This is a genomic window from Streptomyces sp. NBC_01335 (assembly GCF_035953295.1).
Taxonomy (GTDB): Bacteria; Actinomycetota; Actinomycetes; order Streptomycetales; family Streptomycetaceae; genus Streptomyces.
This window is the reverse complement of the sequence record NZ_CP108373.1, coordinates 1-15,699: the sequence shown is the minus strand read 5'-3', so window position 1 is coordinate 15,699 and position 15,699 is coordinate 1. Positions and strand designations below refer to the sequence as shown.

At 69.2% G+C, this 15,699-nt stretch carries 17 protein-coding genes; 8 read left to right on the top strand and 9 right to left on the bottom strand.

All coding sequences use genetic code 11. The annotated features are described in order from the left end of the window. The 9 genes from OG599_RS35385 to OG599_RS35345 form a co-directional block, all read right to left on the bottom strand. On the bottom strand, nt 1–416 hold a 416-nt coding region (locus OG599_RS35385; protein WP_327180476.1), incomplete at its 3' end, for a protein kilB. Between the two features lie 44 nt (nt 417–460). Further along, entirely contained in the window at nt 461–1,024 is a 564-nt protein-coding gene (locus tag OG599_RS35380; RefSeq protein ID WP_327180475.1) for a hypothetical protein, read from the bottom strand. Nucleotides 1,025–1,257: 233 nt separating this feature from the next. Beyond that, on the bottom strand, nt 1,258–1,659 hold the full coding sequence (locus tag OG599_RS35375) for a hypothetical protein (protein ID WP_327180474.1): 402 nt from the start codon (nt 1,657–1,659) through the stop codon (nt 1,258–1,260). Continuing rightward, entirely contained in the window at nt 1,656–2,435 is a 780-nt protein-coding gene (locus tag OG599_RS35370) for a ParA family protein (RefSeq protein ID WP_327180473.1), read from the bottom strand. The genes OG599_RS35375 and OG599_RS35370 overlap by 4 nt, the downstream gene beginning before the upstream one ends. A 260-nt stretch (nt 2,436–2,695) precedes the next feature. After that, a complete protein-coding gene (locus tag OG599_RS35365; protein WP_327180472.1) occupies nt 2,696–3,001 on the bottom strand; it encodes a hypothetical protein in 306 nt (101 codons plus the stop codon). 74 nt (nt 3,002–3,075) lie between these two features. Continuing rightward, the gene (locus OG599_RS35360; protein ID WP_327180471.1) at nt 3,076–3,552 is read right to left on the bottom strand and encodes a hypothetical protein; all 477 of its coding nucleotides are present in this window, start codon (nt 3,550–3,552) and stop codon (nt 3,076–3,078) included. 169 nt (nt 3,553–3,721) lie between these two features. After that, nucleotides 3,722–4,279, bottom strand: coding sequence for a hypothetical protein (locus OG599_RS35355; RefSeq protein WP_327180470.1), 558 nt, complete (start codon nt 4,277–4,279; stop codon nt 3,722–3,724). Nucleotide 4,280: 1 nt separating this feature from the next. After that, on the bottom strand, nt 4,281–7,874 hold the full coding sequence (locus OG599_RS35350) for a hypothetical protein (RefSeq protein WP_327180469.1): 3,594 nt from the start codon (nt 7,872–7,874) through the stop codon (nt 4,281–4,283). Nucleotides 7,875–8,142: 268 nt separating this feature from the next. Beyond that, nucleotides 8,143–8,892, bottom strand: coding sequence for a GntR family transcriptional regulator (locus OG599_RS35345; RefSeq protein WP_327180468.1), 750 nt, complete (start codon nt 8,890–8,892; stop codon nt 8,143–8,145). A gap of 216 nt (nt 8,893–9,108) precedes the next feature. On the opposite strand from OG599_RS35345, the gene OG599_RS35340 reads away from it, so the two are divergent. The 8 genes from OG599_RS35340 (at nt 9,109) to OG599_RS35305 (ending at nt 15,289) form a co-directional block, all read left to right on the top strand. Then, a complete protein-coding gene (locus OG599_RS35340) occupies nt 9,109–9,627 on the top strand; it encodes an RNA polymerase sigma factor (protein WP_327180467.1) in 519 nt (172 codons plus the stop codon). A gap of 109 nt (nt 9,628–9,736) precedes the next feature. Next, nucleotides 9,737–9,919 carry a hypothetical protein gene (locus OG599_RS35335; RefSeq protein ID WP_327180466.1) on the top strand — a complete coding sequence of 61 codons (183 nt, stop codon included), beginning with the start codon at nt 9,737–9,739 and terminating at the stop codon, nt 9,917–9,919. Beyond that, nucleotides 9,916–10,227 (top strand): hypothetical protein, encoded by a 312-nt coding sequence (locus OG599_RS35330; RefSeq protein WP_327180465.1) that lies wholly within the window; start codon nt 9,916–9,918, stop codon nt 10,225–10,227. Before OG599_RS35335 ends, OG599_RS35330 begins: the two co-directional genes overlap by 4 nt. Continuing rightward, nucleotides 10,227–10,526: a hypothetical protein gene (locus tag OG599_RS35325; RefSeq protein WP_327180464.1), complete on the top strand. Its 300-nt coding sequence runs from the start codon at nt 10,227–10,229 to the stop codon at nt 10,524–10,526. Before OG599_RS35330 ends, OG599_RS35325 begins: the two co-directional genes overlap by 1 nt. Nucleotides 10,527–10,612: 86 nt before the next feature. Further along, the gene (locus OG599_RS35320; RefSeq protein ID WP_327180478.1) at nt 10,613–10,996 is read left to right on the top strand and encodes an RRQRL motif-containing zinc-binding protein; all 384 of its coding nucleotides are present in this window, start codon (nt 10,613–10,615) and stop codon (nt 10,994–10,996) included. Nucleotides 10,997–11,009: 13 nt separating this feature from the next. Beyond that, nucleotides 11,010–11,426 (top strand): hypothetical protein, encoded by a 417-nt coding sequence (locus OG599_RS35315; protein WP_327180463.1) that lies wholly within the window; start codon nt 11,010–11,012, stop codon nt 11,424–11,426. A gap of 78 nt (nt 11,427–11,504) precedes the next feature. Next, entirely contained in the window at nt 11,505–12,629 is a 1,125-nt protein-coding gene (locus tag OG599_RS35310; protein ID WP_442809748.1) for a conjugal transfer protein, read from the top strand. Between the two features lie 212 nt (nt 12,630–12,841). Then, complete coding sequence (locus tag OG599_RS35305) at nt 12,842–15,289, top strand: hypothetical protein (RefSeq protein ID WP_327180462.1); 2,448 nt, start codon at nt 12,842–12,844, stop codon at nt 15,287–15,289. The last annotated feature ends 410 nt before the right edge of the window (nt 15,290–15,699 follow it).

Sequence of the window (15,699 nt, the reverse complement as noted above, 5' to 3'; positions counted from 1 at the left end):
ACGAGTGCGTCGGTCTTCTGGATGGCCTGGAGGCGTGCGTCGTTGAGCAGGGGATGGCCGTCTGCGTCGCGCAGTGCGTAGGTGGCGCGGGCGGCTTCCTGTGCGGCTGGCGCGACGGCGGGCAGCAGGAGCTGCACCCGCAGGAGGGGCGCGGTGACCGCGGATCGGGTGTTGTGGCTATCGGCGCGGGCGGCGGTCCAGTCCTGGTCGCGCAGCCGAAGGTCTTCCCTGATCCACATGGCGCGTCGGTGGTCGGCCAGTGCGGAGGCCAGCTCGGTGACGGCGGTGACTGCTTCGGCCCGGCGGGCGGTGGTCTCGGTGGCGGTGCGCTGGGCGCGCTGGCTGAAGTGCTGGAGAGCGCCGGTGAGTAAGGCGCCAGCCAGGGTGCCGAGTACGGCGACGACGGCGGTGAGCATGTGGGTCTCCTGGTCTGTGAGGTGCTCGGTGGGTCCGTGCTCGGTTAGTCCTGGGTGGGCTGCGGGATGAGGCTGAGGGTGCCGTTCAGGGTCCAGCCCTTCTGCTTGAGCTGGGCCTCCACGGACTTCTTCGCGGCCTGGTCGGAGACGGCGGTCACGGTGCCGGCCATGGAGCCGCTCATCATCGGGTCGTCCAGGTTGGTGATGTTGTCCGCGTTCCAGATGTACGTGGTCATCGGGAGCGGCCGGGTCCCGAGCTGGCGCACTCCGGCCTCGTAGGTGCTGCGGGCGGTGCTGCGGGCGTTCGGGTCGCCGGTCAGGTTGGAGGCGAGGGTGCCCCAGCTCATGCCGCTCTCGCGGCAGGCGACGGTGAGGTGCCGGACGCGGCGGGTCAGGTCGTTGACGAGGTGTGCGGTGTTGCGGAGCAGGTCGGCCCGCTCGAACTCGTCCAGGGCGGCGATGTCGGCGTAGGAGTTGAGGCCGAGGGCGGTGAGCGCCTGCTCCAGGCGCCCGTTGTCGACGGCCTGGACGATGTAGCCCTGCGGGTCGTCGGAGCGGGTCCAGTCGATGGTGGTGGACTCGGTGGTGCGGGTGATGGAGACGGCCATGGTGTTCCCCTCTCAGAAGGTGTGCGTTTGCCGCACACCCATACTGTGCGCTTTCTGCACACCCATTGTCAAGGGGCTTGGGTGAACTCGCGGCCTCGTGGCCTCGTGACGTCACCAGGGGTCCGCTGCAACGTCCGTTCTGTCCGTGCGGCACGGCCTTTTACGCACGTCAGGGCCGCAACGCTTCACGCGTTGCGGCCCTGACGTGCGCCTTTTACTTCCTGCTCAGTGCCTCACCGCAGCCGCCGCAGCAACGCCTTGCGGGTCGGCTCGTGCTCCATGCCCATCCGGATCAGCTCCCGGACGACCTCGGCTTTGTCCAGTGCCCGGCGCCCGGCGTCGTCGCGGAGCTCCAGGACGAACCTGTCGATCTGCGAGGACTCCTCGGGGTCGAACCGCACGGTGGTGGGGACCGCGTCGGCGGCGGCGGGCGGCGGGCGCCGGCCGCCGCGGCTTCGCCCCGGCGGGGACTTGCGACGCCCGCGCGGCTGCTCCTGGTCGACGTCGCGCTGCTCCTGGTCGCCGTTCTGCTCCGGCTCGGTCTTCTCGCCGCGGCGGAGTTTCTTGAGCTTCTCCCAGTCGCCACTGACCCCGCCCATGTCCGGGGGCGGAGTGGGCTGCCGTGCTGCACTCATGAGGCCAGAACCGCCTTCGCCAGGTCGCGGAACCATCCCGACGCTTCACACTTCGGGTCGAACTCCAGCAGGGGCACCTTCGCCCGCCACGCCTTCCGGACGTCCGTGCGCTTCTTGATCTCCGCGATCACCGGAGGTGCCCCGAGACCGCGGAACGCCTCCAGCATGCTGCTGACGATCTCGCCGTCCCGCATGTCGAAGCGCGTCGGGATGAGGCCCAGGACGTCGATGGCGACGTCCATGTCGTCGGAGAGGATCGCGACCTGCCGTAGCAGCAGCCGCAGTGCCCGGATGCTGGAGTCCTCGGCCTCAACCGGTACCAGCAGGCCCCCGCGCCGTCCGGGCCTCTGTCGCGCGGCCATCAACGCGCACTCCGTCCCGATGCCGAGGGACGGCGGGGCGTCGATGACGCAGACGTCGTAGTCGTCCTCGAACTGGGCCAGCAGCTTCGCCAGCCGCATCTCCCGGGCGGTCGCGGCGTAGAGACCCTTGTCCAGCATGAACATGTCCATGTTGGTCGGCAGGACGTGCAGCCGGTCCCGGTAGGCGACGACCAGTTCGTGCGGGTCGCCGGTCCACTCCCCCAGGATCCAGCCCTTCATCGTCCGGTCGTCAGGGCTCTCGGTCACGCCCAGAGCCTCGGTCATGTGCCCCTGCGGGTCCCAGTCGACCAGCAGCACCCGGCGTTCGAGAACGGCAAGGGCCGCCCCCAGGTTGATGGTGTTGGCGGTCTTGCCGACACCACCCTTCTGATTCGTCATCGCGTAGATGTCCATGGGCGGCAGCGTAGAGGCTTCCTGGTGACGTCACGGCCTCACGGGGCCGGGAACCCACGAAAGGGGCTGTCGTGCCTCCCTGTCGCACCTTCTGGAGGGGCGGGGGTCGAGGGGGGTTGCCGCAGGTCAGAACGCATGACAGCTCACCTGCAACAGCGGCTGCGGCAGCACCTGCGGCAGCCGCTGCGGCAGCAGTAGGGCCCCCACCGGCTGTGCGGCGAGGGCCCTACCAGGGTGGGCCGCAAGGCCCGATCCTGGCTTCACCACCTGGCGTCGATGCCGTCCTCCAGGTCGGCCATGTTCGGCGGTTCCCGGTCGTAGTCGTCCGCGCAGTTGCAGATCCCGCCGTCGTAGGCGAAACGGTCGCAGTGGTCGGCGTGGCGGCCGGTCCGGTCCGCTTCCTGTGCCCGGAGGATCGGACCGGGGGCCGGCGCCCCGGCCGGGGTCCCCGCAAGCTCCGCGCGGATCTCGTCGAAGGTGCGACCCTCCCACCCCTCGCAGGTCTCGCAACCGCGTCCGTTGGTTCCCGGGCAGTCGTACATGTGCATCTCAGGGTCTATGTCCACGGGGGTCCTCCTGGTGGTGAGCGGCAGGGCCGGGGCCCCGTACTGCGGGGTGGGTGCGCTGGGCAACGAGCGTGTCACTGGTGTGCCTTCCTCCGGGCTTGGGCCAGCATCAGCAGCGCGGACCGCAGGCTGATGCTGAGGCTCTCCTCCTCGCGGTCGAAGCCAACGGAGGAAGCGAAGGCGCCGGCCTGCCCCGGCAACGGCATCATCGGGAACCGGGGACCGTGGAACTCCTCCGAGCTGCCGGGGAAGTCCCGCGCGTACAGAGCGAGTGCCTCGGCCACGGCCCACCCGGGGTCATCCACTCCGTCAGGCAGGAAGCCAGGGTAGATCCCGTGCTCGCGGGTGCCCCAAGCGAGGCTCAGCAGCAGCGCTGCCCGGGTCTCCGGTGCGGCGTTGTTCCAGGCGAGGGTGACCTCCTGGTCGTGCAGAGCGTCTTCGAGGAACGAGTGCCGGTCGACCGCTTCGGTCAGGGTCATGGTGACGTCGGGGATCTGCATGGCGATGCCGAGCGGGTGCCCCGCGCTGGCCATCTCGTTGAATCCGTTCATGGTTCTCCTTCTGTCGCTGGTGCTCCGATGGGGCTTCATTCTGTCGCCTGTTGGAGGTTCTACGGCGGGATTCAGTCGAACGAGTGACGTCATGGACTCGTGACGTCACGAGTCCATGAACAGGGCCCGCGCCTCGAAAGGCACGGGCCCTGGATTCGCTGGTGCCCGGTCAGTAGATGATTTCGTCCCAGGAGGACTGGCCGGTGTCGAGGTACCGGGCGAAGCCCATCTCCTTGTCGTCGTAGGCGTCGGCAAGGAGGCGGATCGCGGACTCCTCGTTGCCCTTCTCCATGTGGATCACGAACGCCTTGGCGTTGGCCCCGGTGAGAGTGCCTGAGATCGGGCCGTGCCAGATGCTGCTGGAGATGACCCAGGTTCCCTGCACCGAGAGGGTCAGCGAGGAGGGGTAGACCCGCTCCGGCTCCGGCGCCCCCTCCCCTTCTTCAGCGCCGCCGCCCTCTCCGCCACCTCCCCCGCCGCCGGTCGTGGGCGGCGACGGCGGGGAGGCAGGCGGCTCGGCCGGCGGCGCGGGCTCTGCGGGAGGAGTCTCCGGCGCCACCTTCTGCTTGCTCCGACCGAACAGCCGCGACAGGAATCCGCCGCTCTTCTTCTCCGCCGGTGCCGACGGTTCGGCGGAGGGCTGAGGCTCCGGCGACGGAGCTGGGGCCGGAGCCGGGGTGCTCTCGGACCGGTCCTTGTCCCTGCCGAACTTCCACCACTTGCCCACGTCAGCCCTCCTGCTTCTTCTGCGCTGCGAGGTACTCGCGCATCACGGTGTGGGCGTTGTCGCCCCGGTGATCGACGGAGTCGCTCAGGCGTCCGGCCACCTCTGCCATCGGGATCACGCCCTCCGAACTCCAGGTGCCCGACGTCGTGCCCAGCCGCATGGCGGTCGGCTTGGCCTGAGCCGGGTCGGCGTGGTCACTGGTGTAGGTGGCCGCGTCCACATACAGGGAGAGCGGGAAGCGCCCGTCCTGCACCGCGTACTTGTGCAGAGCCCGGAAGGTGTTCGCGTTGGCCAGCGCCATGATGGCCTTGGCCCAGTCGGGCCTCCAGTAGATGTCCCGCTCGTACACGTCGCCGGTCTCGTGGTCGAACCGGGGGTCGTTGCGCCCGAGGTAGCCGCGGAACGACTGGTAGAGCCGCCCGTGGATGCCCTTGACCCACCGGGCGCCGGGACGGCCCTCGCCCTGGCAGCGCATCACGTACCGCCGCATCCGCAGGAGCTTCTCGTACATGCCGGTCAGCGCCCGCTTCGACGTCTCCCAGACGTACGCCTCCACGATCTCCATGCTGGGCGCCCAGTCGGGGAACAGCTCCACCAGCAGATCCACGTCGGGGTTGAACAGCCAGAACCCGCCCTCGGCCGCCGGCCGGAACGTCAGGGGCGGCAGTCCCTCGAACACGCCGCGGTCGATCCCGCCCGGGACCGACGCGATCCGCCAGGCCCCGGCCTTGAGCCGGTCGTACTCCCGTCCCTGCGGGTAGTGCGTCGGGTCACCGATCCCCAGCACCACCGAGTTGAACGCGGGCAGCCACGCCGCGACCCGGTCGAACTTGTGCAGGTAGGTCTCCTGCTCCTCGGCGAGGTTCGGCACCCGCGCCCACTGCGGCGCGACCATCGTCGGTGCGCCCAGCGGTTCTGCGAGCGGCCCCGACCAACGCTGGAACCGCGCGGGCCCGTCGCCCTGGTGGTCCTCCTTCTTCGCCATCGCCCGGACCATCGGGGAGACGACGTCGTCCCGGTCGAGTCCACCCGCGAAGTCCTCGGCCGTCTTGTTCGGGCCGAGGTAGAAGGGCACCACGCGCGGCCGGTCGGACGGGCCGTGCTCGGTGGACAGCAGGTAGATCATGAGCGCGTCCAGCATCACGGCGGCGGACTCGGCGCCGCCGAACCCGCCCCGGCCGGGAAGCCCGAGCTTGTCGAACCGGCTCTCGTACGCGGGGATCGCCACGTTCAGGCGCCCCTCCGGCGTCGTGAGGGTCATCCAGCAGGAGACGCCGGACTCGGGCTGCATCTTCGTGATCGCGTCGCCCGGTACACCCCACTCGCACGCGGCCGGCGCCTGCGGTCCACCCTCCTTGCGCGGGTTGAACGCGGGCAGTTCGAGTGCGTCGAGCATGTCGTTGTGGAGGTAGAGCGTCTTCAGCCCGTACGCCGCCATCAGCTCCGGCACGTCGTTGACCGACGTCGGCCGCCGCACGCCCCGGACCGGCTGGCAGTTGGGCAGGTAGAGCCCGTCCGCGCCCAGCACACCGAGCCGCAGCGCGTCCCGCGTCCGCCACACCGAGGAGCCGCGCGCCTCAAGGTCGGCCCACTCCTGGTCGGTCACGGCGGGCACCGGCTCCGGGTAGGGGACGAACGGGGCCGTGGTCGGCTTGGGCGGTGTGACCAGGACCGTAGACGTGTTCGTGACGTCGTGAGCCCGCGAGTCCGTGGCCCCATCAACCGCAGTGGCCGGAGAGGCGAGGGCCCGGGCACGCTCCAGTGCTGCCTCCTCGGCCCGCGCGATCGGAGAGTCGTCGGCCGGGGCCGGTGCGACGTCGTGGACAACCTTCTCGTCGGTCGGGTCCCACGCTTCGCGGCCCGCATCGACGTTGAAGATGTAGACCATGTCCTGCACCCGCTGACGGAGCTTGACGGACGGCGGCTTCGACTTGAACCCCCGCGTCTGAGTGACCCGCAGGATGCCCCGGCGCTTCAGCTCACCGAGCCCGGGGGCGAGCACGACTCCACCCTCCAGGCCCATGCGCTTGAGCGCTTCACCGTAGACATGCAGCTCGGTCGCACCGGTCTTGCTGTTCTTGTACCAGTAGCCCAGGACGTCCCGCGGCTTGTACTCGGCTTCGTCGGAATCGGTGATCAGGGTGTGCTCGGTCAGCCACATCGCCGGGTGCATGGCGATGGCGCCGGCCACCAGCTCCCACACGCTCTGCCCCGGGCTCACGTTGTTCACGGCCGCCGTGTCAGTCACGCGCGGCAGCTCGGTGCGCGCGTCCTCGAACGCCGCCTCGCCCATCTGCGGCAGGCCCAGCAGCTCCCCGATCATGTAGCCGCCCACCACCCACTGGGACAGGGTCCGAGCGAGGGTGAACGGGATACCGCTGTCAGCGGTGCTGAGCCGCTTGGTGATCTGGTCGTGCAGCTCCCGCCACCCTTTGATGCGTTCGGCGGTGAACATCTCTGCCCGCTCGGCCCAGACCAGGGGCCAGCCGTGGTACTGCGTGGACAGCGCGACCGCCTCGTCGGAGGAGGCGGCGTCCGCGAAGAACGGCTCGTGCAGCTCGATCACCCGGGAGGCGAACGACTCCGGCTGCCCGGGCACCATCAGCGACTCGTTGGCCGAGACGCACAGCATCGAGCGGAAGGTCCCGACGCTGGAACGCAGCGCGCCGGACTGGTCGAGTCGGTCGCGGCGGGCACCGCCCAGGACTCGGCTCACCAGGGCCTGGATCTCCTTCAGCGTGAGTCCGCCGGAGGACAGCTCCTCTCGGGTCATCGGCAGGTACCGGGCCTGGATGAGCTGTTCGGGCAACGCGTGGGCGGTGGTGTTGAGCGCGCCGAAGATCTTGTACGTCTCGGTCGGGTTGCCCATCGTCCCGGCCTGGACCTTCTGGAGCGTGGACTTGCCCATCTGGCCCGAGCCGTACAGCACCAGGACGTGCGTGTGAATCGACCGGAGCGAGGAGGTGAGCGGAGCTGCGAAGAACGCTGACAAGCCCAGCGTCGTACGCGGTGCGGCCATCGCGAGTTCCGCGATCCGGCGCCACGCGACCAGGGCCGCGTCTTCGTCCGGGTCGCCCGTGCGCATGTAGCCGAGATCCTGGGAGTCGGGGCCGGGCAGGACCAGGCCCCCGTCCTTGTTCTTGATGGGGATGGACGGCATCTCCGGCGCCTCGCGCACGTCCATGGACATGACCTTCGCGTACGCCTGGCACTCGTCCCGCGACACCGGCCGGTCCAGCCCGACGACGTCCGCCCAGGACCCGTCCAAGATCTGGTGGGCCTGGACGATCCGGGCGCCCTCCTCGGTCTCCAGAAGGAAGGCGATCTTCGTGTGCCGCCGGTCGCTGTCCCGGTAGGTGATCTTCCCGAGCACCGGCGGCACACAGCCGATCGGGAGCGCGGGAGCGTTCTGCCCGGAGCGGTGAAGGATCATCCGATCGGCCGTGCGAAACAGCCACCCGGCCTTCATGCCGGGGATCGGCTGCGTCTGCGGGACGACTCCGCCCCGGGTGAGAGTCGAGACCGTCCCGCCTGATCCCTGCTCCGGGATCACCGCAGACTCCTGTGTCTGCGGGCTCTGCTCGTGTTGGCTCACGTGCGCCCTTTCGGGGCCCACTGCACGAGTGATCGACAGAGGGGGAGGAGAAATCTCCCCCGCCCTGCCTTACACTCGACAGCAGACCTCTGGTTGGTCGCCGCGTAGCTCCTCTTCCGGGACTTCGACTCGCGGTCAGGCTTCGAACCCTGACCGAGAGCCCGGATTGGAGCTCGCGGCTTTTTTGCGTTTAAGGATCTTGATCGTGCTTCCGTGAAGCTTACGCCCGGTAGCGGACATCCCTACGCGCGGTAGGGACACCACATGCTCAGCCGTCGATTTCGTACTCGTACACAGAGCGACGTCCGGACTGGCTGATGCTGATCCCGTACTCGACCACGACGTTCTCGCCGTCCTTGAGGGTCGTGATCGACTCCTTCAGGGCCGCAGGCAAGGTCAGGCCGAGGAGAGTTGCGTCCTCCTCGGTGGCCAGCCGAGTGTCGAGCGAGTCGCTGCCGTACACGGCCCGCCGTCCAGTTCGGTTCTCCAGGTAGGCCCAGCTCCCTTCCGGGATGCGCTCCGCCTCCAGCAAACGCGGAGCCGCTTCCGCGAACTCGCCGTCGTACCAGCTCGTCGAGGCGCTCACGGCTTGGTCGTCCTTGTTGTAGGTGACCCGAACGCGCTTGATCGCGGGGGCTCCCTGCTCGATGTTGAGGGCGGCAGCTACCTCGTCGGGCGCCGGCACCAGCTCCGCGCTGACGATCCTCGCGTACTCCCCGGGGGTGTAGATCCGGCCGCTCCGGCGTACAGCTGCGGCGCGGTCGCGCCCGGTGTGGTGAACCTTGGTGGTGGCCTCGCGGACCCGGGTGCCGACGCCCTGGACACTTTCGGCCAGCCCTTCAGCCTTGAGTGCCGTCAGGACCTTCTGGGCCGTTACGCGAGAGATGCCCCATTCCTTTGCCAGTTCACGGTCCGAGGAAATCATGTCTCCCGGGCGCAATTCCCCCGACTCGATCTGGGCTCGGATGTGGGCGATGACCTGCATGTAGGGCGGTAGCGGTCGCTCGATGACAGGCATGACGTCTCCTTCGCTCGGTGGGTGTTCGAGATCAGGCTAGCCCATGGACCCCTTGAGGACTAGCGGCTAGGCCACTTGGCGGCCAGCCTTGACAACGGCTAGCGGCTAGGCCACCTTTATCCCACGGAAACACGACGGCCCCAGCCCGGTATCTCACCTCCGGACTGGGGCCTGAGACCGAACCCGTTCTGAAGCACCAGAAGGGAGCGATCCTCCATGGATCGTATCGACGTCCAGCCGCTCACCGCGGCTTCTGCGGACCGGCTCGACCGGCTGTTCCGCCTCTACAACTCCCGCCTCCTCGGCTACGCCGTGTCCCGCACCCGGGACCACGCCGCCGCCGAGGACGTCGTCTCCGAGACGTGGCTCCGCGCCGCACTCTCCCTCCACCAGCTCCGCGCCGACGACGAGTCGGCCTACGGCTGGCTCCGCTCGATCGCCTTCCGCGCGGCCGTTGACCGCTACCGGCCCCGCCATGCGAGCGAGACCCCCGAGGACTTCACCGACGTCCTCACCTCCCGCGCCCTCCCGCCGGCCCCGGCCGCCGACGACTCCAGCGACCTCCTCGCGCTCGCGGACCTCTCGGCAGTCCAGAGCACGGCGCTCAGGCTCGCGGCCCAGGGCCTCACCCACCGTGCCATCGCCGCCCGCATGGGCCGGTCGCGCGGCGCGGTCTACACCCACCTCCACCGTGGCGCCCGCCGCCTCCGCTCCTCCATGACGCTGGCCGGGTGATCGCCGTGATCTCTCTGCTCGCCGTGTTGCGGCACCTGTGGCAGTGCTCCGGCTGCGGGGCGTGGATCAGCTCCCCGACCAACCCCGGCCAGTGCGGCGAGTGCTCGAAGTGATCGAGACACCCGCCGACGACGCCGCCCGGTCCTCCCGGCTCCTGCACCACCTGCGCGACGCGGTCTCCGACTTCCCGCTCGACCAGTTCGAGCGGGTGGTCCTGGAGGGCGCCGTCCCCCCGCAGGGCTCGACCTATCCGCCCGCCGGCCACACCTATCCCCGTAAGGGAGACGCATGAACACCAGGAAGATCGACCGCGAGATCGCCGCCGCGAAGGCGAAGCTGGAACGGCTCCAGGACCAGGACTCGACCGCGCTCCCCGTGGGCGACCAGGCCAAGCTCGCCGGGCTCGCCGGTTTCGCGCTCGCCAAGGCGACCCGCCTCAAGAGCTCCCCGGCCGCCGAGCGCGCCGCCGGGAAGATCTGGTCCGGCGCCATCGAGCGGGCCGCGGCCGACGTCAACGTGCTGGAGTCCGAGCGCCAGCAGGCGGTCGCCCAGGAGGCCGCCGACCGCCGCAGCAAGAAGAAGTCGGGCGGGTGGTTCTGATGCCGCCGACCCTGGCCCGCCTCCTGGTCGCGGTCCTCACCCGCTCCTCTCTCGCCGCCGGCCTTCTCGTGGAAGTCCTCACGATCACGGTCACCAGCCGTCTCGGCTCCGACTCGCTTCTGACTGAGGCGGCCTCGTTCCTGGCCGGGTTCGGGTCGGCCGTGGTGACCATGCGGCTCTGGGGCGTGAGCCGGTTCTGGGGCTTCACCCCGCAGGAGTGGTGCTGTGGCCTCGCTCTCCGGGTGATCCTCACCCCGACCCGCCCGTTGATCCGCCGGAGCTTCAAGCCCCCCTTCTGAACAGCGCACCGCCCCGCTCCTGGCGTCGTGGGCTCACGAGTCCACGACGCCACCAAAGCCCAGTGACCAGCACAGGAGGTGACCAGATGAGGTTCTTCGACCCGACCGGCGACGAGTACGGCATCCCGACCTTCCCGCGTCGGCTGGCCCCCGAGGGCCTCGCCACCCGCCGCCAACTCCGGGCCCAGGGCCTCCGGCCGAACGGCCAGGACGTCGTCGCCCAGGTCCTCTGGTACGGCCGCCGCGACCCGCTCACCCGGGTCCGCCCCGTCCGCGCCGCCTACCTCTACCGCATCGACCTGGCCGCCCCGGTCCGCCCGATGACCCCGGGCCGGACCCGCGCGGTGGCCGCCATGATGCGCGCCCGCCGGACCTGTCCGCTCTGTGCGGTCACCTTCTCCTACGTCATCCCGACGTCCCTGGGCTGCTGCCCGGGATGCGCCGACCCGTCGACCGCGCTCGCGGCCTGAGAGGACCAGACACATGAACCCCGAACTCCCCCAGCAGCGGCAGTACCTCCCGCAGTCGTTCCCCACCCAGGCCGCCCCGGTCGCGCACCACCGGCCGCCGGCCGTCGAGTACCGCGACGGCGTGCCGTACCACTACACGATCGGCCAGCCGCAGCCCATCGTTGTCCAGCTCCCCGAGCAGTCGTCCATGAGCCCCGCCCAGCGCGAGCTGGTCGTCAACGTCGTCCTCCTCCTGGTCGTCGCCGTCGTGCTGTGCGGCTGCACCACCGGCCTGGTCGTCATCTGCGGCGGCACCCTCATGGGCCTGATCGGCGTCGTCGGTGCGAACGCCGTCCCGATCGGAATCACGGCCGTCGGTGCCGTCGTCGCGGTCGGCTGGCTCGTCACCAAGCTCAAGGGCCTCACGGCCCCGGAATCGAAGAAGAAGTAGCTCCCACCTGCGTCGGAACTCCACTGGTGACGCCACGAACCCGCGAGCTCGTGGCGTCACCAAACCGAAAGGAACCCCGTGAACACCAAGACCACCGCCCCCGTCATCGACGTCGAGGTCGAGGACGACACCGAGGACGTCCGCCCGATGCGCAAGCTCACCACGATGCAGCGGGCCGTGCTCGTCATGGCCATCGTGCCGATGATCGCGGTCGGCATCGCCGGTGGCGTCGGCACGTACAACAACATCAGCGGGAAGTACGGCGAGGGCACGGCGATCGGCGCACTCGCGGCCGGTGAGGGCGCGACCGCGGTTCTCGCCCTGGTCCTTCTCGTCACCACGCTCCTCGGGCAGTCGGCCCCGGCGCTCGTCCGCGCCGGACTCTGGGCGCTGCCGGCCGCCGCAGCCGCCATGGGCGCGACCGCCGCGAAGGACCTCGGACAGGCCCTGGTCTATGGCCTCACCCCGATGGCCATCACCGCGTCCGCCGAGGGCATCGCGTTCCTGTCCCGCCGCGTCGTCGTCCACCAGGAGGGCCGCGACATCGAGGCGGAGGCCCGAGCCGCCGTCATCGTCCGCGACCTTGCCTACCACCGGGCCCGCGCCGCGTCGCACCCGTCCGACCGCGTCCGCAAGGCGTCCGTCAAGAAGTCCTGGAAGCTCGCCCGGAAGGTCGGCAGCGGCGACGTCCGTCTCGGCGCCGACCTGATGGACATCCAGCGCGAGCGGATCGGCGCGGGCGCCAACGACGCCCTGGCGCAGATGTTCGGCACCATGTCCGACCTCCCGGCTCTGACGTCCGCGAGCACCCGGCCCGCTCTCCTCGCCGCATCCGCTGATGACGTCGTGGACTCACGAGCTCAGGAGTCCACTATCCCTGCGGATGGGAACGGACGTCCGACCGGCACGGGCTCTGACCAGGCAGAAGAGGTCCGGAACGTCCGCCCGGATCTCCAGGTCGTCCGCACCGAGCCGAAGAAGAAGCGGTCCATTCGCGCAGACGTCTTCGGGATGGTCGCGGAAGGGGTCCAGGACGTCCGCACGGTGCTCGACGCCATCGCCACCCGCCACAACCGCGACGCCGACGACCCCGCCACGAAGTCCACGGTCACCAAGTACTTCCGCGAGGCCAAGGCGGACGCCCAGCAGGCCGAGGCGGACGCCCAGGCCGAGGAGTCCGCGCCGATCGGCCAGTACCTCTGACCCGAGAAAGTACCGGCCGCGCTGTCACACGGCCACGGCTCGCCGCACTTCTACGGGCACTACGCGGACTCCGTCCACAGGACGAAGTCCGCACGGTGTCAGACCCACTCGAAAAGATCAGGATTCGGTACCGCCCGGCAGGTTCTCCTGCCAGAGATTCATCACCTGCCGGGCGGCCGGATCCCTCCAGCACGAAGACCGAGGGGATTCCCGTGCACAGCATGACCGCCGCGCTCGCGGCCCACACCAGCACACCACCCGACCCGGGCGCCGAAAACGGCGGCAGGGTCGCCGACGCGTTCGCCACCGCCTGGAACTGGGGCGCGGCCACCCTGCCCGGCGGGAACATCACCATGCTCGGCATCCTCCTGGTCCTGGGCATGATGGCTGACCAGGCCAGCAAGAAGAAGAAGGGCACCGCCAAGACCTCCGGCAAGGGCTTCTTCGCTGGCCTGGTCAGCTGCGTCAAGGCCCTCTGGGGCGGCCTGGTGGCCCTCTTCAAGGCGGTCTGGGCCGTCGCCCGGTTCTACGGCGGCCGGGAGCTCCGGGGCGGCGCCCGGACGAACGCCACCGTCCTCAAGGCGGGCACCCGCAGCCTCCGGACCGAGACCACGAGCGCGCCGGCCGAGATGGGCTCCGTGGCCTTCGCCCCGCCGCGCGTGAGCCTGGTGAAGAAGCCTCAGCCTCGGCCCTGGGCACGCGACGCCGCACGCTGGCTCGCCACGTACCGCGGCAAGGGCGCGGCAGCCCTGGACCGGACCGTGCGCATCGTCCTGTGGTGCGTCCGCCGCGTCCAGTGGTGCGTCAAGGTCGCCCGCGCCACCGCGCCGATCGTGCGCACCCTGATCTGGGCGGTCCGCAGGTGGCACTACCTGCCGTACGCCCTGCGCGGCCTGGCCCGCGTCGCCCTCACCGCAGCCGCTCTCGGCCTCCTGGTCCCGGCCTGGCGCGTCTCCACCATCGTCGCCCTGGCCGTCGCCCTGATTGCCTCCTGCGTCCTCGCCCACCGCCACCAGCCCAAGAAGCCGGGCGACGACGCCGTCTATGGCCCCCGGATCTGGGTCATCCTCCGCGCCGACCTGGGCCTGCCCGAGGAAGAGCCCCGCCAGAACTGGCTCCAGCTCCCCGAGTCCCTCGCGGCCCCGGACGCCCGGATCGTCGTACGGCTCCCCTGGTCCTGGCGCGGCGGCGAGATGGACCGACAGAACCTGTCCGCCCTCATCAACAGCCGCGTCCCGGGGGAGTGGGTCGCCCGGATCAGCACCACCGGCGAGACCTACACCGCCGTCTACACCCACAAGCCCGCGCCCAAGCCGCCGGCCCCCGCGCCGGAGCCCCCGGCCGCGGTCAACATCTGGGACGCCAAGGTGCAGGCGATCCTGGCCTCTCTGGGCCCGGACGACTTCTACCTCGGGCAGGACACATTCGACCGGCCGATCATCCAGAAGATGGCCGACGAGCAGAACTCCTGGGCCCTCTCGGTCGGCTCCGGAGGCGGCAAGTCGGCGTTCCTCCAGTGGCTTGCCGTACAGATGCTGATGAAGAGCGGAACCATCATCGTGATCGACCCGAAGATGGTCTCTCTGACGCCCCTCATCGGAATTGAAGGCGTCCACGAATACATCAACCCGCGCGCCCCGAAAGATATGCGCGCCGTACTCGTGTGGGTCGCCGAAGTCCTCGCCGCACGGAATTACGAGAAGAAGAACAAGCTGCGGACTAATTTCCCGCCGCTCTACATCTTCCTCGAAGAGGCAAATCACCTCGCGGACATCCTCAAAGAGCAGCACTCGGCCGATAAGCAGAGCGGTGAATCAGCCGCTGACCCGGTCTGGCGGGACGTCGCTTCCATTCTCCGCCTGGGCCGTGAAGTGAACGTCCACATCATCGCCGTATTCCAGGACTTCAAAGACAACCAATTCGGCGGAGTCTCCCTCACTCCGCTTTTCCCGCTTAAGCTCGTCGGCAGCTACACAGAAAACCAGTGGAAGCGCATCATGGGCGCTCGCGCAGAAATGCCGACCATCCAGAAAAAGGCGGGCCGAATGGTCCTCGCGCTGGACAACGGAGACATCACCCGAATCCAGACCCCCTACGCCCCGTGGGACCCCGAACTCACCAAGGACGAGAACCAGCGGCAGGCGTACAAGCTCCTCACGGCCTACTACAAGGAGCTGCGCGCCACCCACGCCCGCAGCGAGGAGGCGCTCTACATGCCCCCGCCGGAGCCCTCCGAGGAGAAGCCGCCGACCTTCATCAGGGCCCTGTCACGTGACGAGAGCCCCGAGGGCCGAAACGGGGGTCTGGAGGGGGTGCCCGGAGGCGAAACCGCAGGTGGGCCGTCACACGAACAGGGCGTTGTGACGCTCGCAGACGGCTCTGTGATGGCCTCGCGTGACCACCTGCGCCTGGTGCCCAGCCAGGGTGGCCGAGGCGCCCAGGAGGCAGCCGCGGACCCGCTCGCCCGGCCCGAGCTGCTGCCCCTCGCCGAGATCTCCCGCCGCCTGGAGGGCGTGGCCGGCATCCCGAAGGAGGCCACCGTCCGGGCCCACAGCACCCGCCGCGACGACTTCCCCGAACCCACCGTCATCAACGGAAAGAAGCTGTTCACCGAGGGCCAGATCAGGGCCTACTACGAGCAGAAGGAAAAGCAGGCGTAGCGGGGCGGAAGTACCGGTACGCGCGTCCGGTGCTCCTGACCAGCAAAAACGCAGGATCGGCCCCCTCTCCGGAGGGGGCTTTTCCGTGCCTGGAGACAGGCCAAAAACCCAATCGCTACACAGAGAATCGACGTGATGCATTCTGTGAAACAAGGCGAATAAGGGGTAATGGAGGGGCGAAGTTGCGAATTGCGAGCATCGAAAAAAGGGGCCGATACGCGAATTGAATTAGGGCTTCAATAAAGGGATAGAATGCGTCCGGGTGAATTCGATGCCAGCGTCTAGAGTTGCATCGAATCCCCGAAGCGCAACGCGCGAGGTTTATTGGATTTGAATTGTGATTGCCTCTTGATAAGCGGCCAAAAAGTCGAGGATAAAGAGGTCCGAAAGGTGCGAAGCACCTTTCTTTG